The sequence below is a fragment of the Mycolicibacterium canariasense genome (assembly GCF_002101555.1).
Lineage (GTDB): Bacteria > Actinomycetota > Actinomycetes > Mycobacteriales > Mycobacteriaceae > Mycobacterium > Mycobacterium canariasense.
On the sequence record NZ_LQOL01000050.1, the window covers coordinates 78,532 to 103,031 of the forward strand.

General features: G+C 67.9%; 27 protein-coding genes. 10 read left to right on the forward strand and 17 right to left on the reverse strand.

The features are described 5' to 3' along the window. Nucleotides 1-19: 19 nt before the first annotated feature. Complete coding sequence (locus AWB94_RS15290) at nt 20-1,957, forward strand: DNA polymerase III subunits gamma/tau (protein WP_062660154.1); 1,938 nt, start codon at nt 20-22, stop codon at nt 1,955-1,957. A gap of 3 nt (nt 1,958-1,960) precedes the next feature. Here the strand turns inward: AWB94_RS15290 and AWB94_RS15295 are convergent, their stop codons facing one another. Next, nucleotides 1,961-3,271: a class I SAM-dependent methyltransferase gene (locus AWB94_RS15295; RefSeq protein ID WP_062660155.1), complete on the reverse strand. Its 1,311-nt coding sequence runs from the start codon at nt 3,269-3,271 to the stop codon at nt 1,961-1,963. Then, entirely contained in the window at nt 3,268-4,647 is a 1,380-nt protein-coding gene (locus AWB94_RS15300; protein WP_062660156.1) for an FAD-binding oxidoreductase, read from the reverse strand. Before AWB94_RS15300 ends, AWB94_RS15295 begins: the two co-directional genes overlap by 4 nt. Nucleotides 4,648-4,719: 72 nt before the next feature. Between AWB94_RS15300 and AWB94_RS15305 the strand changes: the two genes are divergently transcribed. Continuing rightward, entirely contained in the window at nt 4,720-5,157 is a 438-nt protein-coding gene (locus AWB94_RS15305) for an SRPBCC family protein (RefSeq protein WP_062660157.1), read from the forward strand. Nucleotides 5,158-5,181: 24 nt separating this feature from the next. Here AWB94_RS15305 and AWB94_RS15310 read toward each other — a convergent pair whose 3' ends face one another. After that, nucleotides 5,182-5,877, reverse strand: coding sequence for an Rv3717 family N-acetylmuramoyl-L-alanine amidase (locus AWB94_RS15310; RefSeq protein WP_062660247.1), 696 nt, complete (start codon nt 5,875-5,877; stop codon nt 5,182-5,184). Between the two features lie 176 nt (nt 5,878-6,053). Here AWB94_RS15310 and AWB94_RS15315 point away from each other — a divergent pair, with 176 nt between their 5' ends. Both AWB94_RS15315 and recR read left to right on the forward strand, forming a co-directional pair. Then, on the forward strand, nt 6,054-6,386 hold the full coding sequence (locus AWB94_RS15315) for a YbaB/EbfC family nucleoid-associated protein (protein ID WP_024452228.1): 333 nt from the start codon (nt 6,054-6,056) through the stop codon (nt 6,384-6,386). 10 nt (nt 6,387-6,396) lie between these two features. Continuing rightward, the gene (recR, locus tag AWB94_RS15320) at nt 6,397-7,008 is read left to right on the forward strand and encodes a recombination mediator RecR (RefSeq protein WP_024452227.1); all 612 of its coding nucleotides are present in this window, start codon (nt 6,397-6,399) and stop codon (nt 7,006-7,008) included. A gap of 7 nt (nt 7,009-7,015) precedes the next feature. Here recR and AWB94_RS15325 read toward each other — a convergent pair whose 3' ends face one another. The 7 genes from AWB94_RS15325 to AWB94_RS15355 are packed head-to-tail and all read right to left on the reverse strand — an operon-like array spanning nt 7,016 to nt 11,938. Continuing rightward, nucleotides 7,016-7,324 carry a hypothetical protein gene (locus tag AWB94_RS15325; RefSeq protein ID WP_062660158.1) on the reverse strand — a complete coding sequence of 103 codons (309 nt, stop codon included), beginning with the start codon at nt 7,322-7,324 and terminating at the stop codon, nt 7,016-7,018. A 10-nt stretch (nt 7,325-7,334) separates the two neighbouring features. Continuing rightward, the gene (locus tag AWB94_RS15330) at nt 7,335-8,378 is read right to left on the reverse strand and encodes an LLM class flavin-dependent oxidoreductase (RefSeq protein ID WP_062660159.1); all 1,044 of its coding nucleotides are present in this window, start codon (nt 8,376-8,378) and stop codon (nt 7,335-7,337) included. Further along, nucleotides 8,375-8,578 (reverse strand): tautomerase family protein, encoded by a 204-nt coding sequence (locus AWB94_RS15335; RefSeq protein WP_062660160.1) that lies wholly within the window; start codon nt 8,576-8,578, stop codon nt 8,375-8,377. The genes AWB94_RS15330 and AWB94_RS15335 overlap by 4 nt, the downstream gene beginning before the upstream one ends. A gap of 1 nt (nt 8,579) precedes the next feature. After that, nucleotides 8,580-10,061: an aldehyde dehydrogenase gene (locus AWB94_RS15340; RefSeq protein WP_062660161.1), complete on the reverse strand. Its 1,482-nt coding sequence runs from the start codon at nt 10,059-10,061 to the stop codon at nt 8,580-8,582. Then, nucleotides 10,054-10,791 carry an alpha/beta fold hydrolase gene (locus tag AWB94_RS15345; protein WP_062660162.1) on the reverse strand — a complete coding sequence of 246 codons (738 nt, stop codon included), beginning with the start codon at nt 10,789-10,791 and terminating at the stop codon, nt 10,054-10,056. The genes AWB94_RS15340 and AWB94_RS15345 overlap by 8 nt, the downstream gene beginning before the upstream one ends. After that, nucleotides 10,788-11,339: an amino acid synthesis family protein gene (locus tag AWB94_RS15350; RefSeq protein ID WP_062660163.1), complete on the reverse strand. Its 552-nt coding sequence runs from the start codon at nt 11,337-11,339 to the stop codon at nt 10,788-10,790. The genes AWB94_RS15345 and AWB94_RS15350 overlap by 4 nt, the downstream gene beginning before the upstream one ends. Next, entirely contained in the window at nt 11,336-11,938 is a 603-nt protein-coding gene (locus tag AWB94_RS15355) for an amino acid synthesis family protein (RefSeq protein ID WP_062660164.1), read from the reverse strand. The genes AWB94_RS15350 and AWB94_RS15355 overlap by 4 nt, the downstream gene beginning before the upstream one ends. Nucleotides 11,939-12,119: 181 nt before the next feature. Here AWB94_RS15355 and AWB94_RS15360 point away from each other — a divergent pair, with 181 nt between their 5' ends. From AWB94_RS15360 to AWB94_RS15375, 4 genes are read left to right on the forward strand one after another with little or no spacing between them, the layout of a single operon-like run. Further along, entirely contained in the window at nt 12,120-13,697 is a 1,578-nt protein-coding gene (locus AWB94_RS15360; protein ID WP_062660165.1) for a BCCT family transporter, read from the forward strand. Nucleotides 13,698-13,705: 8 nt separating this feature from the next. Continuing rightward, complete coding sequence (locus AWB94_RS15365) at nt 13,706-14,134, forward strand: ester cyclase (RefSeq protein ID WP_062660166.1); 429 nt, start codon at nt 13,706-13,708, stop codon at nt 14,132-14,134. Beyond that, on the forward strand, nt 14,131-14,616 hold the full coding sequence (locus AWB94_RS15370) for a flavin reductase family protein (protein WP_234811747.1): 486 nt from the start codon (nt 14,131-14,133) through the stop codon (nt 14,614-14,616). Before AWB94_RS15365 ends, AWB94_RS15370 begins: the two co-directional genes overlap by 4 nt. Before the next feature lie 9 nt (nt 14,617-14,625). Continuing rightward, nucleotides 14,626-15,282 (forward strand): GntR family transcriptional regulator, encoded by a 657-nt coding sequence (locus AWB94_RS15375; RefSeq protein ID WP_234709544.1) that lies wholly within the window; start codon nt 14,626-14,628, stop codon nt 15,280-15,282. Here AWB94_RS15375 and AWB94_RS35535 read toward each other — a convergent pair. Beyond that, nucleotides 15,279-15,839 (reverse strand): MmyB family transcriptional regulator, encoded by a 561-nt coding sequence (locus tag AWB94_RS35535; protein WP_062660167.1) that lies wholly within the window; start codon nt 15,837-15,839, stop codon nt 15,279-15,281. The two genes, AWB94_RS15375 and AWB94_RS35535, sit on opposite strands and share 4 nt — an antisense overlap. Before the next feature lie 5 nt (nt 15,840-15,844). Beyond that, nucleotides 15,845-16,162, reverse strand: coding sequence for a helix-turn-helix domain-containing protein (locus tag AWB94_RS36285; protein WP_409366002.1), 318 nt, complete (start codon nt 16,160-16,162; stop codon nt 15,845-15,847). Between the two features lie 117 nt (nt 16,163-16,279). Between AWB94_RS36285 and AWB94_RS15385 the strand changes: the two genes are divergently transcribed. After that, nucleotides 16,280-16,957: a nitroreductase/quinone reductase family protein gene (locus AWB94_RS15385; RefSeq protein WP_084395545.1), complete on the forward strand. Its 678-nt coding sequence runs from the start codon at nt 16,280-16,282 to the stop codon at nt 16,955-16,957. Here the strand turns inward: AWB94_RS15385 and AWB94_RS15390 are convergent. Beyond that, nucleotides 16,905-17,621, reverse strand: coding sequence for a type 1 glutamine amidotransferase (locus AWB94_RS15390; protein ID WP_264020994.1), 717 nt, complete (start codon nt 17,619-17,621; stop codon nt 16,905-16,907). The genes AWB94_RS15385 and AWB94_RS15390 overlap by 53 nt on opposite strands. A gap of 19 nt (nt 17,622-17,640) precedes the next feature. Continuing rightward, nucleotides 17,641-18,867, reverse strand: coding sequence for a Mur ligase family protein (locus AWB94_RS15395; protein ID WP_062660168.1), 1,227 nt, complete (start codon nt 18,865-18,867; stop codon nt 17,641-17,643). 74 nt (nt 18,868-18,941) lie between these two features. Here AWB94_RS15395 and AWB94_RS15400 point away from each other — a divergent pair, with 74 nt between their 5' ends. Then, on the forward strand, nt 18,942-19,931 hold the full coding sequence (locus AWB94_RS15400) for a DEDDh family exonuclease (protein WP_062660169.1): 990 nt from the start codon (nt 18,942-18,944) through the stop codon (nt 19,929-19,931). On the opposite strand, the gene AWB94_RS15405 is transcribed toward AWB94_RS15400, so the two are convergent. From AWB94_RS15405 to AWB94_RS15415, 3 genes are all read right to left on the reverse strand, one after another. After that, a complete protein-coding gene (locus AWB94_RS15405) occupies nt 19,928-20,833 on the reverse strand; it encodes a class I SAM-dependent methyltransferase (protein WP_234811748.1) in 906 nt (301 codons plus the stop codon). The two genes, AWB94_RS15400 and AWB94_RS15405, sit on opposite strands and share 4 nt — an antisense overlap. Before the next feature lie 25 nt (nt 20,834-20,858). Next, nucleotides 20,859-22,163: an AurF N-oxygenase family protein gene (locus tag AWB94_RS15410; RefSeq protein ID WP_062660170.1), complete on the reverse strand. Its 1,305-nt coding sequence runs from the start codon at nt 22,161-22,163 to the stop codon at nt 20,859-20,861. A 277-nt stretch (nt 22,164-22,440) separates the two neighbouring features. Next, nucleotides 22,441-24,465, reverse strand: coding sequence for an amidase (locus tag AWB94_RS15415; protein WP_062660171.1), 2,025 nt, complete (start codon nt 24,463-24,465; stop codon nt 22,441-22,443). Nucleotides 24,466-24,500: the final 35 nt, after the last annotated feature.

The window sequence follows — 24,500 nt, forward strand, 5'->3', positions numbered from 1 at the left end:
GCTCGGTAGCCTGCTGATCGTGGCGCTCTACCGTAAGTACCGACCCGCAAGCTTCGCCGAGGTCGTCGGCCAGGAGCATGTCACCGCGCCCCTGTCGACGGCACTGTCGGCGGGACGCATCAACCACGCCTACCTGTTCTCCGGGCCGCGCGGCTGCGGCAAGACATCGTCGGCGCGCATCCTGGCCCGCTCCCTGAACTGCGAGCAGGGCCCCACCCCGACACCGTGCGGCGTGTGCGATTCGTGCGTGGCGCTGGCCCCCAACGGGCCGGGCAACGTCGACGTCGTCGAGTTGGACGCGGCCAGCCACGGTGGTGTGGACGACACCCGAGAGCTGCGTGACCGCGCGTTCTACGCCCCGGCTCAGTCGCGCTACCGCATCTTCATCGTCGACGAAGCGCACATGGTGACCACCGCCGGATTCAACGCGCTGCTCAAGATCGTCGAGGAGCCGCCGGATCACCTGATCTTCGTGTTCGCCACCACCGAACCGGACAAGGTGCTACCGACCATCCGGTCCCGCACCCACCACTACCCGTTCCGGCTGCTGGCGCCCAAGACCATGCGCGGCCTGCTGGAACGGATCTGCACCCAGGAGGGTGTCGAGGTCGACGATGCCGTCTACCCGCTGGTGATCCGCGCCGGCGGCGGCTCACCCCGCGACAGTCTGTCGGTGCTGGACCAGCTGGTGGCCGGCGCCGAGGGCAATCGGGTGGTGTATCAACGGGCGCTGGCGCTGCTGGGTGCCACCGACGTCGCGTTGATCGACGACGCAGTCGACGCCCTGACCGCCGGTGATGCCACGGCCCTGTTCGGCGCGGTCGAGTCGGTGATCGACGCGGGGCACGATCCGCGCCGCTTCGCCACCGATCTGCTCGAGCGATTCCGCGATCTGATCGTGCTGCAGGCGGTGCCCGACGCCGCCGATCGCGGGGTGGTCGACGCGCCCGACGATGTGCTGGAACGGATGCGCGAGCAGGCCGCCCGGTTGGGGTCGGCCACATTGGCCCGCTATGCGGAGGTGGTGCACGCCGGGCTCGGCGAGATGCGCGGGGCCACCGCGCCGCGGCTGCTGCTGGAGGTGGTGTGCGCCCGGTTGCTGCTGCCGTCGGCCAGCGATACCGAATCGGCCCTGCTGCAACGGATCGAGCGCATCGAGACCAGGCTGGAGGTCTCGGTCCCGACCAATGAGCTGGCCCCGGCCCCGGCCACACCGGTGACCCGGCAGTTCGTCCGGCCCAGCCGTGCCGAGCCGGCACCGGAGCCCGAGCCCGCCTCAGAACCCACGCCGGAACCCGCGCCCGCGTCGGTGACTCCACCCGCGCCCGCAGCGCCGCCTGCCCCCGCGCCCGTTGCACCGCCGGCACCTGCGCCCGTTGCACCGCCGGCACGCGAGCCGGAGCCGGTCGTTGCGTCCCGGCCCCAACCCGAACCCGAGCGCGCGGCACCGCCGCCGCCGGCACCGGCGTCGCCCGAACCGGTGTCCGCGCCGCCGGTCACGCCCGCTGCGGCCGCGGTCGGTGAGCCCGACGCGGCAGCCGTCCGGAGCATGTGGAATACCGTGCGGGAGAAGGTGAACGGCCGCAGCAAGGCGCTCAACGCCATGCTCGCCGATGCCATCGTGCGGGCCGTCGAGGGCGGCACCCTGGTGCTCAGCCACCCGGCGCCGACGCTGGTGAAACGTCTCGGTGAGACCAAGAACGCCGACATCATCCGCGAGTCGCTCAAGGACGCGCTGGGCGTGGACTGGCAGATCCGGTGTGTGCCGGATACCGGTGAGACGGTGACGGCAGGAACCGGCCCGGCCGCGGCGCAACCCGATCCCGCCGCCGAAGAGGAACGCATGCTCGCCGAGGCCAGCAGCGACACCTCCGAGGTGGTGCGCCGTGACCCCGAGGAAGTGGCCATCGAGTTGCTGCAGACCGAACTCGGCGCGCGCCGAATCGACAAGAACTAGCGGTTACGGAGCCCACCACGGCCGCAGCGGCAGTCCGCCGTTGCCGCCGCGTTCGTCGAGTTTGACCGCCAGAACCTGGTGTAGCTGAACAACGTTGGACTCGAAGCCCCACCGCGATCCGGCCATGTACAGACCCCACACCTTGGCGGTCGCCAGCCCGACCTCGGCCACCGCCTCATCCCAGTGCTCGACAAGGTTGCGGCACCAGTCGCGCAGTGTCATCGCGTAGTGCTGACGCAGGTTCTCCTCGTGCAGCACCTCCATGCCCACATCCTGGATCTCGGTGATGATGCGCCCGGAGCCGGTGAGTTCGCCGTCGGGGAAGACGTACCGGTCGATGAAACCTCCCGCATTCGCACCGCTGCGGTTGTCCGGCCGGGTGATGCAGTGGTTCAGCAGCAGCGCGCCCGGGCGCATCTTGGACCGCAGGAACCGGAAGTACGACTGGTAGTTGGCCACCCCGATGTGTTCGGTCAACCCGATCGAGGACACCGCGTCGAAGTTCGCTTCGTGCACATCGCGGTAATCACCGTGCCGGACCTCCGCGAACTCGGACAGGCCCTGCTCCCGGATGGCGCGCTGGGCCCAGCTGGCCTGCTCCGCCGACAACGTCACGCCAAGGGCCTTGACCCCGCGCGCGGCGGCGTAACGGACCATGCCGCCCCAGCCGCAACCGACGTCGAGCAACCGGTCGCCCGGCTGTAGCCGCAGTTTGTCGAACACCAACCGGTACTTGTTGTCCTGGGCCTCTTCCAGGGTGGCGCCCGCGTCCGGGTAGCACGCACAGGTGTAGGTCATCGACGGGCCGAGCACCCACTCGTAAAAGGTGTTCGACACGTCGTAGTGGTGGTGGATGGCCTCGGCGTCGCGGGTTTTGCTGTGCCGCAGGCCCTCTGCCAGCCGCCGCCACCGCGGCAACGCCTCCTGCGGCGGCGGCGCGATGGGCAGCAGATGTTCGACCCCGATGGACGCGATGATGTTGGCCAACACCCGCGCCGGGGGCCGCTTGAAATCCATCTTGTCCGACAGCGCCCGGATCACGTCGTACGGATCTCCCGGATGCACCCCCTTGGGCTCCAGGTCGCCGGACACGTAGGCCCGCACCAGCCCCAGTTCGCCGGGGGAGGTGGCCAGGTAGGTGGTTCCCCGGGGGTTCTTGAGGTCCAGGCCGACGGGCGCGTCCGCGGGCCCGGCGGTGCTGCCGTCATAGGCGGTGAACTTGAGTGGAAGATCACCCCCGGCAAAGATTTCCAGAATTTCGGCGAGCGTCAGCCGGCCGGTGGGCGCCGTCGCGCGTTCTTTGAATGTGGTCATCGTCTTTGCACCGCCTTCGCATACAGATCGAGCAGCCGGGAATCGGGATCGTAGTTCTTCTTCACGGTCCGGTAAGCCTCGCCGCCGTAGAGTTCGTCGAACTCCGCGGCGGAGTAGAACGAGTCCGAATACAACGATTTGTGTCCGTCGAGTTCACTGACCTTGCGTTCGATCAGCTTATTGGTGTGCCCTTCCTCGGGACCCGCCGGGACCGACGACCAGAAACCGACGTTGACGTAGGTGTGGTGCGGCCGGATCGGATACAACGGCCATTCGGTATCACCGCGTAACCGCAGCGGGCACAACCAGATCGGTTCGATGGGAACGTTCGTCAGGAACCAGTGCAGATACTCGGCGCACCGTTCGATGGGTACCTCGACATCCTGCACCACCCGCTCGCGCGGTGGCCGGCCGTTCCGTTTCTCGATGCGGTCGGCGATGTCGAACCGCTGGTCGTAGCCGACCAGCTTCCAGTAGAAACTGCTGCGCCGGAGCCGGCGCGGCCACAGCCGGCGCACGACGGGGTGCTGCGCCCCGAAAGCCCTTGAACACCAGAACCAGTCGGTATCCCAGCGCCACAGGTAGTCGTGGATGGTCAGCCGGTCGTGCTTCTCCCCGTCGGGATGCTGGATGGAGCGGTAGTAGATCTGCTGACCGGTGTAGTCGCTGACCGGGCCGGGGGTGGCCGTCTGCACACCCAGGCACAGGTAGCTCTCATCCGCGCTGAAGACGACGCCGTCCAGATAGTCGACCGGCATGCCGTCGTGACCACCGGTTTCGATGATCCGGTCCATCGCGGCGACCAGATCCTCGATCGCGTGGAAGCGCAGGTGGCGCAGGCTCACGAACGGTTTCACCGATTCCAACTCGATCTTGAGCCGCACCGAGTAGCCCAGCGTGCCATAAGAATTGGGGAAGGCGTGGAACAGGTCTGCATGGTCGGTTCGGCTCGCCGTGACGATATCTCCGGCGCCGGTGAGGATGTCGAGCTCGAGCACCGACTCATGCGGCAGACCGTTGCGGAACGACGTCGACTCGATGCCCAGGCCCGTGACGGCCCCGCCGAGGGTGATGGTTTTGAGCTGGGGCACCACCAGTGGCGCCAACCCGTAGGGCAACGTCGCCGCCACCAGGTCCTCGTACGTGCACATCCCGGCCACGTCGGCGGTGCGCGCGTCGGCGTCGACACCGATCACACCGGTCAGTCCGGAGGTGTCCAAACCCTTGGCGGTGCTCTTCGCGCGAGCACGGAAGAGGTTGGACGTGGGCTTGTTCAGGCGCACCGTGGCGGTCGCAGGGATGGCGCGGTAACTGTCCAGCAGCCGCTGCACCCCTGCGGCGTGAGCCCCCTGTGCGTCGGTCGCGGCAACAGACACACATATACGCTAGTCCTCGGTCGCCCACGATGCGACCGCACATGCTGGTGAGACGACAGGAGTTTTGCGGTAATGGGACAGGTCAGCGCATCCAACACCGTCTTGATCAACGCGGACCCTGACGCCGTCCTCGCGGCGGTCTCCGATTACCAGACGGTGCGGCCGAAGATCTTGTCCTCGCACTACAGCAACTACCAGGTGCTCGAGGGCGGGCAGGGCGCGGGCACCGTGGCGTCCTGGAAACTGCAGGCCACCGAGTCGCGAGTGCGCGATATCAAGGCCACCGTGGACGTCGCGGGCAAGACCGTCATCGAGAAGGACGCCAACTCCACCCTGGTGAGCAATTGGACTGTGGCGCCGGCGGGTACCGGATCCACGGTGACGCTCAAGACCTCGTGGCAGGGCGCCGGCGGTGTCAAGGGCTTCTTCGAGAAGACCTTCGCACCCCTGGGCCTGCGCAAGATCCAGGACGCGGTGCTGGCGAACCTGAAGAAGGAACTCGAGGGGTAGCCGCGGCGGTGTAGTGGGGACCCGTCAGCGCGCCCCGGCCGCCAGATAGGTGACGATGCCGCGGACGATGGCGTCGGCGTACTTCTGGCGGCCCGTGTCGGACTCCATCAGCGCCGAGTCGGCCGGGTTCTTCATGTTGCCGCACTCCACCAGGATCGACGGGTACTGCGCCAGGTTCAGGCCGGCGATGTCGGCGCGTGCGTCCAGCCCGCCGGACCCGATGTAGTTCGCGGGCGGGATGCCCGAGCCTTGCATCTGGTCGCGCATCACCTGGGCGAACTGGATCGCGGGCCCGGCCTGGGCGGTGTTCAGCGGCGGCGACGAGTACAGCACGTGGAACCCGCGGCCGTTGGCCGGGCCGCCGTCGGCGTGGATGCTCACGATGGCGTTGGGGCGGATGGCGTTGGCCATCGCGGCCCGCTCGTCGACGCACGGGCCGAGGGCGTCGTCGTTACCCCGCGACATCGCGGTGCGCACCCCGAGCTGGGTGAGTGCGGCCCGCACCCGCAGCGTGGTGTCCCAGTTGAAGGTGTGTTCCGGGTAACCCGAGTTGGTGCTGGTGCCGCTGGCCTGACAGTCCTTCGTGCCGCCCCGGCCGGTGGGCACCTGACGGCTGATGGAGGCGTCGTTGGCGCCGTTGTGGCCGGGGTCGAGGAACACGATCATGCCGGCGATGCTCGCCGGGGCGGCAGCGGCGGGCGGCACGGTCGGGGATGTCATGGTGGCCGTGCCGGCGACGAGCAGGGCCGTGGCGAAGACACGCAAACTGGTGGAGACGTGCACGGCGCCACCGTAGCGGCGGCGGCGACTAGTCTTGAAGGACAAACCGCCGTCGGCTCGCGAGTGAAACCAAGTCGAGACCGGTATGCAACCAAGCCAAGACGCAAGGGGACCACATGCAACCCGGCAGCCCGCCCGATATGTCCGCGCTGCTCGCGCAGGCCCAGCAGGTGCAGCAGCAGCTGATGGAGGCGCAGGAGGCGCTGGCCAACGCGGAGGTGCACGGGCAGGGCGGTGGCGGCCTGGTGCAGGTCACCATGAAGGGCAGCGGTGAGGTGGTGGCGGTGGCCATCGATCCCAAGGTGATCGACCCGCAGGATCCGGAGACGCTGCAGGACCTCATCGTCGGTGCGTTGGCCGACGCCGCCAAGCAGGTCACCATCCTGGCGCAGTCGCGGCTGGGCCCGCTGGCCGGCGGGCTGGGTGGCCTCGGGTTACCCGGACTGTAGAGGAACCCGAGTGTTCGAGGGCCCCGTCCAGGATCTGATCGACGAGCTCGGCAAGCTGCCCGGTATCGGACCGAAAAGCGCGCAGCGCATCGCCTTTCACCTGTTGTCCGTCGAACCTCCGGATATCGACCGGCTGACCGCGGTGCTGGGCCGGATCCGTGACGGTGTGACGTTCTGCGCGGTGTGCGGCAACGTCTCCGACGAACAGCGCTGCCGGATCTGCAACGATCCGCGCCGCGATGCCTCGCTGGTGTGTGTGGTCGAGGAACCCAAGGACATCCAGGCGGTGGAACGCACCCGTGAGTTCCGTGGCCGCTACCACGTGCTGGGCGGTGCGCTGGACCCGCTGTCCGGGGTCGGCCCGGACCAGCTGCGGATCCGCGAACTGCTCAACCGGATCGGCGAGCGGGTCGACGGTGTCGACGTCGCCGAGGTGATCATCGCCACCGACCCGAACACCGAGGGTGAAGCGACCGCCACCTATCTGATGCGCATGTTGCGCGACATCCCGGGTCTGACGGTGACCCGGATCGCCTCCGGCCTGCCGATGGGCGGGGACCTGGAGTTCGCCGACGAATTGACCCTGGGCCGGGCCCTGGCCGGCCGCCGCGCCATGGTCTAGCCCGGGCTCAGCCCGCGAGCAGTTCCTCCAGCATCAGGTCCGCCACCGGGCTGTCCGCAAGCGGTTTGAGTACGACGTAGTCGGCGACACCGAGGCGCTGCACATCGGCGATCAACCCGGCCAGGCCGCGTGGCGTGCCGACGTAGCGCAGCGCGCCACTGGCGGGCACCCGCTCCAATGCCCGGAATGCCGCGCGGCTGTCACGGTCGATCAGTACCTCGATGTCGAGCAGCACCGGCTTGCCCGCCGCGCGGACCTTCGCCGCGCGGCGCTGGGCGTCCTGCAGATCTGTGGCGGCGATACGCACACCGTCCATGGCCGGCTCCTTACTGGAAAGCGGGAACGACTTCCTTGATGAACAGTTCCAGGGATGTGCGCTTCTCGTCGTGGCTCATGCTGTTGTCGATCCAGAAGCTGTACTCGTCGACACCGAGATCGCGGTAGGTGTGCAACCGCTCGATGACCTCGTCGGGGGTGCCGATCATGGCGGTGCGGTGCAGCGATTCCAGTTCGAACTCCGGGCGCGCGGCGAACTTCGATTCCGGGCTGGGGTCCAGGAAGCCGTTGACCGGTGTGGTCGAGTTCCCGAACCAGGCGTCGAAGGTGCGGTAGAACCGCGAGATGGCCGCGGCCGCCGGGCGCCAGCCCTCGGGATCGGCCGGTGAGTGAATGTGGGTGTGGCGCAACACCATCAGCTGCGGGCGCGGCACCTCGGGATGGTTGGCGACGGCCGCCTCGAACTTGTCCCGCAGCGCCACCACCTCCTCGTCACCCTTCATCAGCGGCGTGACCATCACGTTGCAACCATGGGCCACCGCGAAATCATGGGAGTCGGGGTCGCGGGCGGCGATCCACATCGGCGGGGTCGGCTGCTGCACCGGCTTGGGTACGCTCGTCGACGTCGGGAACTGCCAGATCTGTCCGTTGTGCGCATAATCGCCCTGCCACAGGTTGCGCACCGCGGGCACCAGTTCGCGCAGGTATTTTCCGCCGTCGGAGGCGGCCAGCCCCGGCATCATCCGGTCGAACTCGATCTGGTAGGCGCCGCGGGCCAGCCCGACTTCCATACGGCCGTTGCTGATCACGTCGAGCAGGGCGCATTCACCGGCCACCCGGATGGGGTTCCAGAACGGTGCGATGATGGTTCCGGCACCCAGCCGAATGGTGCTGGTCTGGCCGGCCAGGTAGGCCAGCAGCGGCATCGGGCTCGGCGAGATCGTGTACTCCATGGCGTGGTGTTCGCCGATCCACAACGTGGTGAAGCCGCCGGCCTCGGCCAGCAGTGTCAGCTCGGTCAGGTTCTCGAAAAGCTCACGGTGGCTGACCGATTCGTCCCAGCGCTCCATGTGTACGAACAGCGAGAATCTCATGACTGCTCCTTTGCTCTCATCTCGGCGATGGTCAGATCGCCTGTGGCCCAATGGGTCCGGGGAACCTCCCGGACGATGACGCGGATGTGCTCGGCACGGGTGTCCACGGTGCGCAACACCGCCTCGTGCACCTCGTGCATCATGGCGCGGATCTGCGCGGCCGACCGGCCCTCGGCGATGGTGACCTCGACGAGTGGCATGTCAGCTCCGCATCACGAACGGGTCGGGCACCGGGCCCTCGTCGGTGTTGATCCACACGCTCTTGAGCCGGGTGTACTCCTTGATGGTCTCGGTGCCGTGCTCGACGCCGACACCGCTGCTCTTGAATCCCTGCCGGGGGGACATCGGTGACATCGCCCGGTAGGTGTTCACCCAGATGGTGCCGGCGTCCAGCCGTGCCGCCATCCGGTGTGCGCGGGCCAGATTCGACGTCCAGATCCCGGCGGCCAGGCCATAGTCGGTGTCATTGGCCAGCGCGATCACTTCGTCTTCGGTGTCGAAGGGCATGACCGCCGCGACCGGCCCGAAGATCTCCTCGCGGACCACCCGCATCTCGTTGGTCACGTCGACCAGAACCGTTGGCTCGTAGAAGAATCCGCCGAGACCGCCGTCGGTGGCCCGGCCGCCGGTGAGCACCCGGGCGCCCTCACTGCGGCCGAGGTCGACGTAAGAGGCGACCTTGTCGCGTTGATCCTCGAATGCCAGCGGGCCGAGTTCGGTGTCGTCGTCGAGCGGGTTGCCCATCCGGATGCTGCGGGCCCGCTCGGCGACGCGGTCCAGCAGTTCGTCGTAGATCGCGCGGTGGGCGAACACCCGGCTGCCCGCGATGCACGTCTGCCCGGCCGCGGCGAAGATGCCCGCCACCACACCGGTGGCGGCGTTGGCGATGTCGGCGTCGTCGAAGACGATGTTCGGGGACTTGCCGCCCAGCTCCAGCGTCGAACCGATGAACCGGCCGGCCGCCGCCGCCGCGATGCGCGAACCGGTGGCGGTGCTTCCGGTGAACGAGATCTTGGCCAGCCCGCGATGATCCACCAGCGGCTGGCCGGCTTCGGCGCCGAAGCCGGTGACGACGTTGACCGCACCGGGCGGGAAGCCGGCCTCGATCGCGAGTTCGGCCAGTTTCAGCACCGTCGCCGACGTGTACTCCGACGGTTTGATCACCACGGTGTTGCCGACGCACAACGCGGGCGCCAGCTTGCTTGTGGTCAGCGTCAGCGGGGAATTCCACGGGGTGATCGCCCCGACCACCCCCAGCGGCTCGCGCATCGTGTAGTTGAGCACCTGGCGATCCGAGGTGGGGATCACCTCACCGTGGACCTTGTCGGCCAAACCCCCGTAGTAGTAGTAATACTCGGGCAGCGTGGCCAGCTGGCCGCGCATCTCCCGCAGCAGCTTGCCGTTGTCCAACGACTCCGAGCGGGCCAGTTCCTCGGCGTGCTCACCGATGAGGTCGCCGAGCCGGCGCAGCAGGTGACCGCGTTTGGTCTGGGACAGGTCGCGCCACCGGGGGTCGTGGAACGCCTCTGTCGCCGCGGCCACGGCGGCGTCGATATCGGCGGCGTTGCCGCGTGCGGCCCGGTACAGCACCTCGCGGGTGGCCGGGTTGGTGCTCTCGAAGTACTCGCCGGAGTTGGGTGGGGTCGGTGCGCCGCCGATGAAGTGCTGCAGGGTTTCAGACACGGGTGTGACCTCCGAGGACGCGGGTGTGGAAGGACGTGAGGCAGGCGGCCAGTTCGGCCGGCTTCTGGACGGGCAGCATGTGTCGCGCGCCGGGGATGACCACCGCCGCACAACCGGGGATGGCCTCGGCCAGCCGCCGCGTCATCTCCGGGGTGGAGCCGGGATCGTCGGACCCGGTGACCGCCAAGGCGGGCACCCGGATCCGGCCCAGCTGCGGGCCGATCTCGGCGTCCGCGGTGGCGAACACCCGGTAGCAGTGCAGGAAGCTGTCGCGGTCGTTGGCCGCCAGCATCGCGGTGGTGGCGGCCACCTGTTCGGGACCGACATCGGTGCCGTCGTACCAACGGTGCACCGATGCAGCCGAACTGGCCGACATGTCGGCGGCCGCGACGTCCAACCGGGCCAGCACCGCGGCCCGTTCCTGCGGGGTGCGCTGGCACACCGAGGCCACCGAGACCAGCGAGGCCACCAGTTCGGGCCGGTGCACCGCCAGGTGTTGGGCCACCAGCGCGCCGAGCGAGAACCCGACCAGGTGTGCACCGGGCGGGATGTCGGCGGCCACCCCGTCGGCCAGGTCGGCCAGGGTCACCCCGGCCGGCGCCGGTGGCCGCGCGCCGTGGCCGGGCAGGTCCGGTGTGATGACGGTGAACCGGTCGTCCAGCAGCGCGGTGACCGGCTCCCACACGGTGTGGTCGAGCCCCACCCCGTGCAGCAGGACGACGGCGGTCACTGCTCGGAGCTCAACGGGGCCAGCCGCTGCTGCGGGCGGCCCTGCGCGGACGCGGCCAGCGCGATGACGATCTCGTCGGCGTGCGGGGCGTCGGCGACCCGGACCTCGACGGTCTGGTGGTGCGAGCGGATGGTGGCGTCGGTGATGTGTTTGAGCGGGATGTCGAACAGCACACCGGCCGGCCCGCGCTTCTCCACCGCGGGCAGCAACGTGGTGGCGTTGGCCGCCTTGCGGAAGTGGTCGCCGAACTTCAGCGTGTGGATCAACCCGGAGCCGTGTTCGATCTCGCCGTCGAGCCCGACGATCGCGGCCTTGCCGTAGGCCTCGGCGGGGGCGTCGAGGGCTTCGAGCACCAGCGGTGCCAGCAGCGCGCCGAGGTCGGATGCGGTCGTGTCGATGCCCGGGTTCAGGTTCTCCACGAATCCCTGTCCAGCCCAGGGGTTTTCGATCACCGCGGCGACAACGGCGACACGAGCCGGCGGGTTGACCGCACGGCCGCCCTCGGTGCGGATCTCTTCGACGACGGTGACGATCTTGCGCAGCTTCATGGCAGGACACTCTCCAGACTCTTGACGGTGACGGCGGGGTCGGTGGTGCGGTCCCCGATCCGGGGATGTGGACGGGGGCCGGTGGATCCGGCGGCGACGATGACCAGTTCGTCGGCGCGCGGGCCGTCCGGGATCCGGGTGCTCACCGTCTGATAGTGGCTGCGGGTCGCGGCCTGCGTCTTGTGCCACAGCGGGATCACCAGCGGCTCACCGGCTTCCGCGCGGGCGTCGGCGAAGCAGATGATCGATTCGCCACCGAGGAACTCGCGCATCAGGTTGCCGAAGTAGGGGGTGTGGATGAGCGCGCCACCGTGTTCGATCTCGCCTGCGGTACCGACGAGGGCCGCCTTGCCGAACGCCTCGACCGCCTCGGCCCCGCCGAGGGCCTCGGCCAGCCGGTCGGTGAGCAGCCGCGCGAGCAGGGGAGCGATCCTGGTGGCCTCGGGGGACAGGTCACGTCCGGGGTCGGTACCCACCCACGGGTTGGTGATGACGGCCGCGACGCTGGCCTGTACGGCGGGGTGCGCCGGGTGCACCCCGGCTTCGGTGACGATCGTCTCCCGGTATGAGACGACCTTGCGCAAGCCCATCTGTTGCATGCCACAGACGATAGTTGGCCAAGTTGTCGACGGTCAAGAAGTGGTGGCCGAAGTCTGCAAAACGCGCATATAGATCAAGGATACGGGGCATCGGCGGGGTCGTGGCGATGGTTCGCGTTGACAGCCACTGTGACTCCACTTACATTTTGTTGCATACAAGTCGCCCCGGCAGGAGTTCCTCATGACAGCTGACCTCGGCACCGAGCCGACCACGGAAGTACCGGCACCGCGACGGACGGGCCGGCTCGGATCCGTCTTCTGGACCTCCGCCGGCATCTCCGCCGTCTTCGTGGCGTGGGCCGTGGTGTTCACCGACAACCTCAACAAGGTCACCACCGCCTCGCTGAACTGGGTGACCGGCAGCTTCGGCTGGCTCTACCTGGTGGTCACGCTCGGGCTGCTGGTGTTCCTGGTCTTCCTCGCGTTCAGCCCGTACGGCGACGTCCGGCTCGGCAAGGACAGCGACCGCCCCGAGTTCAGCACCCTCACCTGGCTGGCGATGATCCTGAGCGCGGTGATGGGCATCGGACTGGTGTCCTACGGTGTCGCCGAGCCGATCTCGCATCTGGCCGCGCCACCGCACGGTCTGGCCGAACCCGGCAGCCCACAGGCCGCGGTGCGTGCCATGCAGTACTCCTACTTCGACTGGGGTCTGCACGCCTGGGCCATCTTCGCGGTGTTCGGGCTGGCCATCGCCTACTCCACCTATCGGATGGGCCGGCGCACCCTGGTCAGCCAGCTGTTCGTGCCGCTGATCGGCAACCGGGCGAACGGGCCCATCGGCAAGGTGATCGACGTGCTCGCGGTGTTCGCAACGCTGTTCGGCACCACCACCTCGCTCGGACTGGGCGCGCTCCAGGTCAACAACGGTCTGTTCACCCTGTTCGGTATCCCGGTCAACAACGTCGCCCAGGTCATCATCATCGCCGCCGTGACGGCCGTGTTCACCATGTCCGCGGTGACCGGCGTCAGCAAGGGCATCAAGTTCCTCAGCCAGGGCAGCACGGTGATGGCGGTTGCGCTGTTCGTGTTCATGCTCGTCGTCGGACCGACCGTCTTCATCGCCAACCTGTACATCGAGTCACTGGGCACCTGGGCCACCGACTTCTTCCGGATGAGCCTGCAGGGCACCGCCTTCGGTGATCTGGAATGGATGCAGTGGTGGACCTATTTCATGCTGGCGTGGTGGGTGTCGTGGGGCGCCTTCGTCGGGGTGTTCCTGGCCCGGATTTCCAAGGGCCGCACCGTCCGTGGGTTCATCGTCGGTGTGCTGGTGGTCCCGAGCGTGGTGTTCTTCACCTGGTTCACCGTGTTCGGTGGAGCCGCCATCCACATCGACATGTTCGAGGGCGGCGATATCGCCAAACAGACCGCCGCCGACATCAACAGCGCGTTCTTCGCGACGCTGGCCCACTTCCCGCTCGCCTCGGTGACATCGGTGGTGGCCATCCTGTTGGTGCTGATCTTCTTCATCTCCGGCGCGGACGCCAACACCTACGTGCTGGGCATGATGACCAGTGACGGCACACTGACGCCACGGCGCGGCGTCCTGATCCTGTGGGGTGTGCTGACCGGGATCACCGCCGTGGTGCTGATGTTCGCCGGCGGCCTCAACGCCTTGCAGAACACCGTGATCGTCGCTTCGCTGCCGTTCCTGATCATCATCGCGTGCCTGGCGGTGTCGTTCTGGAAGGACCTCATCGCCGACCGCAAGCACACCGCACCCGAGACGCCCATCGCTGATCTCATCGACGACTAGGAGACTCCATGCCCGACAACGAATCCCGGCGCAACCGCATCCGGGCCGCCTGGGCGGCCGCGTGGGATCGCGGCGAGGTGGACGCCATCGACGAGCTGTTGGCCGACCGGTACCGGCGCATCGGTGCCAACGGCACCGGCCTCGGCCGGGAAGAATTCAAGGCGTCGATCACCGCGACGCGCACCGCGTTCCCCGACCTGCTCACCGTCATCGACGACATCGTCGTCGAGGGCGACCGGGCCGCCGTGCGCTGGCACAGCACCGGCAGCCATGAGCACTCCTTCCTCGGGGTGCCCGCCACCAAGCGCACGGTGCGGGTCAGCGGTGCCACCTTCGCCCGGTTCGACGGCGAGCACATCGTGGAAGAGCACGTCACCTGGGACCCGCGGACCCTGCTGACCGCACTCGGCATCATCGCGGTGGGACAAGACCGGTGACCGATGCCGACCTGATGAAACAGGTGAACCGTCGATTCGTCACCGGGGTGACCGCCGTGACCGCACGCGACGGTGAGCTGCCGCGCGGGCTCGCGGTCAACGCGTTCGCCAGTATCTCGCTTGATCCACCGACGGTCATGGTCGCCGTGCAGCACACCTCGTCGACGCATGAATGCCTGTTTCGCGCAGAACATCTGGCCATCAACATCCTGTCCACCGACCAGCTCGACGTCGTCACCCGGTTCGCCACCAAATCGGATGACAAATTCGCGGGTCTGGACTGGCGGCCCGGACCGCACGGCAGCCCACTTCTGGGCCGCAGTGCCGCCGCGATGGAGGTCCGCATCCTGGAACGACTGCAGGCCAGCACGCACACCGTGTTCATGTGCCGGGTGGTCCACGCCGAGGTGGCCGACCTGCACCCGATGGTGTACAGCGCCGGTAAGTTCTTCGACGGCGGCAACCTGGCCGCACTGTCGTAGGGAGTGGCGGTGAGCTCGAACGGTTCGATCCAAGGCCGGTTGATCGAGGAGATCCGGCGCCGGATCATCGCCGGCGAGATCGCGCCCGGCGTCAACATCTCCGAACTGGCCATCGCCGAGGAGTTCGGCGTCTCCCGCACTCCGGTACGCGAGACGTTCAAACAGCTGCAGACCGAAGGACTCATCGAGATCCGGCCCCGGGTCGGCACATTCGTCACCACCCCGTCGCGCCGGGAGATCACCGAACTGTTCGAGATGAAGGAACTCCTGGAGGGCGCGGCGGCCAGGCTGCTGGCCCAGCGGGGGCGCGTGCCGGAGGTGGACAAGCTGGAGGACAACCTCCGACGGGCCGATGACGCCGTCGCGCATGATGACCGCGCGCGGTATGCCGAACTCGTCGAGGAATTCCACGACCTGCTGATCATCGGTGCCGACAACCGCAAGCTCGAAGCGCACTACCGCATGCTGATGAACCAGCTGGCCTATGCACGCCTGGTGCACACCTCCCTGAGCCAGCCGGGTCGGCCCCTGCAGTCCGACCGGGAACACCATGTGGTGCTGGATCTCATCCTGGCCAAGGACGGTGACAGCGCCGAACGGGTGATGCGTGAGCATGTGCGGGCCAGCCGGCAGGCGCTGCTGGCCGGTCTCGGCGACTCGATCTAACCGACCGCTCGACCGTCACCCCCAGCCGGACAGGGGCCCTGAGCCCGCGCCTGCCCCCGGCCGGGACGGTTCGAGCCGAGAAGGTCGATCGCCCGGGCCGACGGTGATCCCGGTTCGGGCGTGTAGGTGACGAGGGTCTGATTCGGTGACGCCGGGGTGCTCCAGGCGATGAAGGTGAGGTCGATGTCGCCGATATCGGGATGCCGCAGCTGCATCACGCCGGTCGACTTGGCGTAGACATGGTGGTTGCTCCAGTACCGACGAAACGCCGGGCTGTGCGTGGACAACTCGCCGACCAGCGCGGTCAGTCCGGCATCGTCCGGGTTCCGGCCTGCCGCCATCCGCAGCATGCCGACGGTATCGCGTGCCGACGCCTCCCAGTTGCGGTGCCGGGCGGCTAGTTCGGCGTCACGGAACAGCAGCCAAGCGGTGTTCCGCTCGCGGATCGGTCGAGCCGTGAAATCGGTGAACACGATACCGGCGAGAGCGTTCCATCCGATGACATCCGTGTTGGCGGTCATGACCAGCGCGGGCACCGTCAGGGTGCCGAGGAACATCCGCGTCAGAGCGCTGAGTTGTTCACGAGTTGCGCGGGGCCGATCGTGACGCGGGCGGGCGAGGTCGCGAAGATGTTCACGCTGGGGCTCGTCGAGTAACAGCGCCCTCGCGATGGCCTCGAGCACCGTCTCCGATGGCGGCCGGCGCGGCCCTGCTCCAGCCGTATGTAGTAGTCGGTGGACAGGCCGACCAATGCGGCGACCTCTTCCCTGCGTAACCCGGGAACACGCCGGCGCGCACCGCTGGGCGGCAACCCGACCGCTGTCGGCGACACCGCCGCCCGACGGGCCTGCAAGAACGCGCCCAGTTCGACATTGCGCATGCCCCATCATCACGCCGCGGGGCGCGGGTGACCATAGGTCTGGTTGTACCCCGGTTCGGGACACCCCTGGCACCGCCGGGTCTGGAACCGCCCAGCGGTCGCGCTGACGATGGTGTGATGACCAACGACCACGCGATACCCGGCGGCTCGGCGTCCTCTGCAGCCGCCACCCCAGCAACGGCGCACCACAGTTCCGTCCCTGATTCCAGGGTGCCGCGCATCCCCACCCACGCCGAGGCGCGGGCGAATCCGGAGATCCTGCGACGTTTCAACGCGGCGGTCGTGGAGGAATTCGAGTCGAATGGAGGAAGGGTCGGTGGCCCCTTTGCGGATTCGCATGTCCTGCTCTTGACGATGACGGGCGCCAAGTCAGGCCGGCGGCGCCGAACGCCCTTGGAGTACTTCACTGTCGATGGCCGGATGTACATCGTCGGCACCAGAGGTGGGGCGCCGCAGCACCCGGCATGGGTTCACAATCTTCGGGTGAACTCCGCCGTACGCGTCGAGGTCGGCACGCAGGCATACGACGTCGTCGCCGACGAGATCACCGGCGATGAGCGCGAGGCGATCTGGGCGAAGATGATCGAACGCTGCCCCCGCATCGGCACGTACCCCAAACCCGAACGGGTCATCCCGGTGTTCGAACCCGCGAAAGGTGTGACTCCGGCAGTGATTCGCGCCTCGCCACCGGTTCTGATTCGCGGCTCGCCACCGGTTCTAATTCGCGGCTCGCCGCGGTGTCTCAATTCGCGGCTCGCCGCGGTGCACCCAGGCGTTCGGTGCGCAACCGCGTGACCTCCGGTAGGTCCAGCGGCGGCAGGTCGCCGACGACCCGGCTGAGCAGGTGATCGGCCAGCTGCGGATTGCGGGCCAGGCACGGCCCGTGCAGATAGGTGGCCACGATGCTGCCCTGCACCGCACCGTCGAAACCGTCGCCCAGGCGGTTGCCCGCCCCCTTGGTGACTCGGGCCAGCGGTCGTGCAGCCGACCCCAAAATGGTTCCACCACGGTGGTTTTCGAAACCGGTGAGAGGGTCGGTGAGGCCGTCGACCAGGGGCTCGGAAGTCACCTCGCCGATGGTGCGGGCCTGCTGCGGGGAGGTGGTGACATCCAGCACGCCCACCCCGTCGACCCGCTCACCGGCCGAGGTCTCATACCAGTGCCCGAGCACCTGGATGGCGGCGCAGATGGCCAGCACCGGGGCGCCGCGCGATACCGCACGCTGCAAGCCCGGATGGCGGATCAGGTGTTTGGTGGCCAGCCGCTGCGCGTAATCCTCGGCGCCGCCGAGCGTGTACAGATCCAGCGACTCGGGCACCGGATCGTCCAGCGTGATCTCCACGATCTCCGCGTCGATCCCGCGCAACCGCAGCCGCTGCCGCAGCACCACCGCGTTGCCGCCGTCGCCGTAGGTGCCCATCACGTCGGGCAGCACCAACCCGATCCGGACCGTCGTCACATTGCTCCTCGCGTGCGCGTCATGACAGCCGCCGGTTCAGCTGCAGGAACGCGGTGTAATTGGCGATCACCTCGACGTGACCCGGGGGACACGATGCGATGGCGGCGACGGTGTCATGCACCAGGGTGTGCTCGACACCGGCGTAGCCCAGCCGGACCGCCAGATCCGTGCCGCGTTCCCCGGCGGCCACCACCTGCGTCGACTCGAAATGTTCGAACCGCACGTCCCACAACCAGGACAGGTCTTCCCCGTCGGGCACCTGCCCGTTGACCGAAATCACCACTCCGGCGGCATCTTTGTCGATCATCGACAATGCCTCCTGCCAGCCCGCCGGATTCTTGGCCAGCAGCAGCCGCGCGGTGTGATCCCCCACCCGGACCGTGCGATACCGCCCGGCGACCTCGTCGACGGTGGACACCGCCGCCACCGCCCGGGCCGGATCGGCGCCGAGGGCCACCGCCGCGGCGACGGCCTGGGTGGCGTTGCCGCGATTGACCGCACCGGGCAACGCCAGCCGCATCGGATGCGAAAAGCCGTCCGGTCCATAGATGTTCGTTTCGTCGAACCACCACTGCGGGCTGGGCCGTTTGAAGGCAGGGGTTCCCGTCGAATACCAGTCGACGCCGTCGCGCACGATGACCTCGCCGGACCGCGGGCAGCTCACCGAGTCCTGGGCCCAGCCACCACCGGCGGCCACCCACACCACGTTCGGGCTGTCGTAGGCGGCCGAGGTCATCAACACGTCATCGCAATTGGCGACGATCACCGCGCCGGGATGACGAGCCAGCCCGGCCCGCAGCGTGCGTTCGATGTGATTGATCTCGCCGACCCGGTCGAGCTGATCGCGGGACAGGTTCAACAACACGACCACCGCGGCATCGACGGCATCCAGAACATGCGGGACGTGCATCTCGTCGACTTCCAGCGCGGCCAGCTCGGCGTGCCTGGCGCCGGCCAGTGCGGCCACCAGGCCGGCGTCCATGTTGGCGCCCTCGGAATTGCTCGAGACCGGTCCCAGCGTGGCCAGTGCCGCCGCCGTCATCCGGGTGGTGGTCGATTTGCCGTTGGTGCCGGTGATCACCACCGAGCGACGACCGGCCCCGAGCTGCCTCAGGATCGAGCGGTCCAGCGTCATCGCCACCAGGCCGCCGATCATCGCACCGGCCCCGCGGCCGGTGACCCGCGACGCCCAACGCGCCGCCGCGCCGGCGCGCAGTGCCAGCTTTCCCCGAGTGGTGACGACCATCCGCTGAATTTTAGGGGCCCGACACGCACGGCTGCGATCGGCGTGTTGTCGGACCACCGTGTCATCCTCGAACCATGAGCCAGACCTGGGGACGACCGGCGGTCGAACCGGGCGCCGGCTGGGCGGTCGTCGACGTGGAGACCACGGGTTTCCGTCCCGGGCAGGCCCGGGTGGTCAGTGTGGCCGCGCTCGCAGTCGGCGACGACGGCAATGTCGAACACAGTGTCGCCAGCCTGCTCAATCCCGGCGTGGATCCCGGTCCCACCCACGTGCACGGCCTGACCGCCGAGATGCTGGACGGCCAGCCGACCTTCGCCGATATCGCGCCCCGGCTGATGGAGGTGTTGCGCGGACGCACGCTGGTGGCCCACAACGTGGCATTCGACTACGCCTTCCTGGCCGCCGAAGCCGAACTGGTCGGCGCGCAGCTGCCGGTCGAGTCGGTGATGTGCACCGTGGAGCTGGCCCGCCGGCTGGCGCTGGGCACCGAGAACCTGCGCCTGGAGACCCTGGCCGCGCACTGGGGTGTCACCCAGATGCGCCCGCACGACGCGCTGGACGACGCCCTGGTCCTGGCGCAGATCCTCAAACCCGCGCTGGTGGCCGCCCGCGAGCGCAAGGCCTGGCTGCCCATCCGATCGGTGACCCGGCGGACATGGCCCAACGGCCAGGTCACCCACGACGAATTACGGCCGCTGAAGACGCTGGCCGCCCGGTTGCCGTGCCCGTACCAGAACCCCGGCGCGTTCGTGGCCGGGCGCCCGCTGGTGCAGGGCATGCGGGTGGCGCTGTCGGCCGAGATGACCCGGACCCACGAAGAGATGATCGAGCGCATCCTCTACGCCGGCCTGGCCTATACCGAGAACGTCGACCAGCACACGTCCGTGGTGGTGTGCAACGACGCGGCGCCCGAGCAGGGCAAGGGCTACCAAGCCGTCGACCTGGGTATCCCGCTGCTCTCCGATGCCGAATTCCTGAGCCTGATCGACCACGCCGTCGGGGGCCGGGATGTCGAGGAGTTCGTCGACACCAGCGGTGACGGCGACCAGTACGCCCTGTTCTAAACCCCCGGTTTGACGAACGTGTAGACCTGGTACTGCAGCAGGCTGAGCTTGGACAGCCATTTCATCCAGCGGGTGCCGACAACAAGGGTGTCCTGGGCGTCCGCGGACGCCTGCTCGCGGAAGAACCGCAGCAGGAACGGGTAGGTCGGCATGGTGTTCTTGCGGATATTGCGATTGCCGACCAGCTGTAGTCCCGCCTGTTTGCCCATCGACCTGTATCCGCGCAGGGGAACGTCACCGAGTGTTCCGTAGGACTTCGCGATGCGGGGCCGGATCGCCATCCAGATGGGTGTCTTGCCGAAGAACATCATGGTGGGGACGAAGTCGGACACCGCCAGGCAGCCGCCCGGTTTGAGCACCCGTGCGGCCTCGCTGAGGAACTTCTGCCGCGACGGGAAATGGAAGATGCACTCCACCGCCAGGATGCGGTCGAAGGAGTTGTCCTCGAACGGCAGCTCGCACGCGTCGGCTTCGACCCAGCGCAGGGTGTTGCCGTGAGTCGGCGCGATCTGTGCGTCGGCGGCGGCGAGCTGGCGCGGGTCGATGTTCAAACCCGTGAGCTCCATACCGGAGTAGCTGCCATTGATCTGTTGGATCGTGCCGCCGAACCCGCAGCCCACGTCGAGCAGTTGCTGTCCGTCGGCGAGCCGTCCGGCCTCGAACAGCACGCCGTTCATGGCTTCCATGGCGGCGGTGTAGTCCGCCCGGGTACCCGTGGCGGTCTTGGGGTCGTCCCAATATCCCCAGTGCACCTGGTTCTCCCAGAGCTGCCCCGTTTCACCGCCGCCCTGGCGTTCGTCCATGAGTATGTCGAAATAGGGCAATGTGGGCTTGGAAAGGTGTTGGGCTGACAGGGTTTCCATTTTGTGGGCCTCCGGTTCGGTGGTGGTCGAGGGGTTCATCGTTGTCGCTCCTGTTGATCCGTGATCATGGGGTGGGCATCCACTCGGCGACAGCCAGGATGGTGAACACCACCAAGGCGAGTCCGATCAACCCGCCGGCGGGAATCATGCTGACGCACACCGTCACCCAGACCACAAGCCGCAGCCACTCGAACGGTTGGTTGCCCACCACGCCGCCACGACGGTGGCGCAGTTCGTGGTACGCCGCCCAGATCCCGGCGCCGGCCGCGGCGACGCCGATGATGCGCACACCATCAGGGGTGGCCAACAAGGCCACACTCGCCATCGAAGCGGCCGCGGCCATCCGGGCCCAGATCACGCCGCGCCGGTTGTCGACCAATCCCATCGCGGGGCTGCGATCGGGCTCGCCGCGGTAGCGCGGCAGCCGCCCGTCAATGCCCAGCAGGCGCCAGATCCAGCGTGACCACGCCGTCCGCAGACCGAGGTCGTCGGCCAACCGGCGCACGTCGCCGGCAGATTCGGCCAGCAGTCGGCGCGAGTATGCGCTTCGCCAATAGGCCGCCTTGAACACGCGGCGCGGGATGCCGAACTGTCGCACGAAGGAGCGTGGCGGCGTGAGCATTTCGCCGATCAGCCAACGCAGGAAGAAGGGAAAGGTGATGGCGTACAACGCTCTCCGGACCCGTCCGGCGCCCTGTATTCGCTGCGCCAGGTGGATGTCGGCGAACGTGATGTGGCGGGCCTCCTCGGCGAGGTGAATCGAGGTGACCCGGTTGAGCAGTGGTGGCACCTGTGTTGCACCGCGATGCTGCAACGTCTGCTGAAAGTGCAGTGGCTGTTCACCACACAGGACCCCGATGAAGAGAAAGACGTTGGCGTAGCCGCCGATGAAGGCGATGATCGGCCCGAAGATCCGCGATGCGCGACGCATGCCGGGCACGTCCTCGTGGGTGCGATTGACGAACTCCTGGAACATCTGGATGTGGTGGCACTCGTCGGACAGTTCGTGTAGCAGATACCGGAACACCTGGGCGCCGTTGGGCAGTGTGCCCGCGTAGTGCACGACACCGCGGATCAGCATCATCTCGAACTGCAAGGTGACCTTGAGCATGTTCGCCGTCATCCAGCGGCCCATGTCGATTCGCCGCTGCGGCGACTGCTCGCCGTACCATGCCGTCGCCGCGAGCGGGGCCGCATCCGGAGCCAGTTGCCAGCGAGGGTCGGTCCCGTCCAAGGCATTTTCGGATGCATCCCAGTCGATGTCGACATAGGGATCGAAACTCAGCCGGGACATCGCCTCGGTGAGGGAGGTAACCCGGTCGGTGTAGGCCGGCACCGACGGATCGTCGGCATGGCTGGGAGCCGTCATGTGCCGGTGCGGGTCTCGACGCACTGTGCCGGCGGACAACCCGATTGCATACCGATCTCCATCCAGCCGTCGTTACTGGAATTGGTAGCACCCTGGTGATTGCGGCGTCTGCATGTGCGCCAAGTCGTTACACATTGCGCGCTGACCCGTTACGCGCGCGTATAGGTCAGCGAAAGTCCTTGCCGTGCAGCCTTATCCCTGGCAGTCCACCATGGGCAGTGGCCGTGGCCGTATCCCGCCCCAACATCTAGTGTCGGATCTCGGTACCGAGCTCAGCTCACAGTGGCGCGCCGTCGGTCGTGGCCACCGCGCCGGCGATGGTTCCATCGGCACCGCGCGCCACGGCGATGATCAGTGGCCCGTACGGTGCTCGCCATTCGCTGTGCGGGGATTCGTGGACGCCCGCGGCAAGGGTGATGGCGCCCGTCGCCGAGTTCGCGGTCACGGTCAGGGGTACCCGCACTCCGTCGACGAAGGCCGAGACATCCTGTGCCGCACCCCTGATCACGTTGATGCGGAAGCTGAGCTCAGCGGCGCCGTTGTCGCCGCTGGTACGCACGTCGGCTATGGCGATGGCCAGATCGCCGTCGCCCGCGGGACGCGGGTGCTCGAACACCTGCTCATCGGGTAGCCGGGGGGTGCGTCCCGGGGCGACCCGACGGGCCCGTAACGCCTCGATCGAACGGGCAAGCTGCAACAGCGTGGTGTCGGAATAGGCGGCACCGGCCAGGGTGAGCCCGACCGGCATCCCGGTATCGTCCATCGTGCCCATCGGGATGGTCACGGTGGGGATGCCGAGGTGGCGGGGCACCAAGTTGCCGTTGGACACCCATACCCCGTTACGCCAGGCGATGTCGGCCGCCGCCGGATTGACGTCGGCATCGGCGGGTCCGACATCGGCCGCGGCCGGGAAGATGACGGCGTCGATCCGGTTCTGCGCCAGCCACTCCTCGAAGTCGACGCGCCGCGTGTGCTCCAACCCGCGCATCCCCGCCTCGATCGACGGTATCCGGTTCCACGGCGTGACACCCTCGCGTGCCCGGTCGACATACTCGGCGAGGTCGTAGGAGACGTCGAACGGGAAAATGCCGTACCGGTCGGGTAACGCCCCGGTCGGGTGCGGGAAGATGCGTCCGCCGTCGACCTCCGCGACGCCGGACAGCCCGGGCTGCCCTATGGATCGCAGGAATGCGTCGAATGCCCAGATCGACAGATCCCCGAGCTCGCGGTGCAGGAATTCGCCGGGGACGAAACCGCGGTCGACCATGGAGCGGGAGTCCGGGTGCAGCCCTTCGTAGTTCTCCACGGCCGGGAAGTCCGTCTCGACGACTTCGGCCCCCGCGGCCACCAGATCATCGTGCATGTCCTTCCACAGGGCGAGCACGGAGTCGCGCATGTGGATCGGGTAGGCGCTGGCCGGATCTCCGTTGACGTAGAGGCGGGGCACCGCGAACCGCAAGCCGCGCAGTGGAAGCGGCGGCAGGTCGACGTATGACTCGGGGCGCACCTGCGAGGCCGCGGGCAGCTCGATCCAGTCCTGCAGGCGCCACAGGTCGCCGTCGGGCACCGGGTCGTCGCCGACGACGGTGTCGAGCAGCCGCAGCAGGTCGTCGACCGAACGGGCATGGGGGACCACGACATCCATCGTGGGTACCAGGGGCCAGTTTCCGCGCACCGAGATCACCCCGCGCGACGGGGTGTAGGCCACCAGGGAGTTGTTGGACGCGGGGGCGCGCCCGGAGGACCACGTCTCCTCGGCGAGGCCGAAGGCGGCAAAGCTCGCCGCCGTCGCGGTGCCCGATCCGTTCGACGAGCCGGATCCGAATGCTGCAGTGAGATAGTCGGCGTTATAAGGGCTTTCGGCGCGGCCGTAAAGTCCGCGCTGCATACCGCCGGCCGCCATGGGCGGCATGTTGGTCAGTCCCAGGCAGATGGCCCCTGCCCTGCGCAGCTGGCTCACGGCGAACGCGTCGTCATGGGCGATGAGGTCGGCGAAGGCCGGTGAACCGGCCGTCACCGGCAAGCCGCGCACCATGTAACTGGCCTTCGCCGTGTACGGGATGCCGTCCAAGGGGCCGTAAGACTGGCCGCGGGCTCGGCGCAGATCCGAGGCGCGGGCCTCGTCGAAGGCCGCCGGATTGAGCACGGGCACGGCGTTCAGCGTGATACCGGAGCGGTCGTAGTGGCCGATCCGGTTGAGATAGCGCGCCACCAACTCGACACTCGTGATCGTGCCCGCCTCGAGAGCGTCACGCAGCGTGGCGAGATCGGCCTCGACAACGGAAAAGGAGGGGGTGGTCATGACGTGCCTCGGTTTCCTTCGTTGGGGGAAGTGGC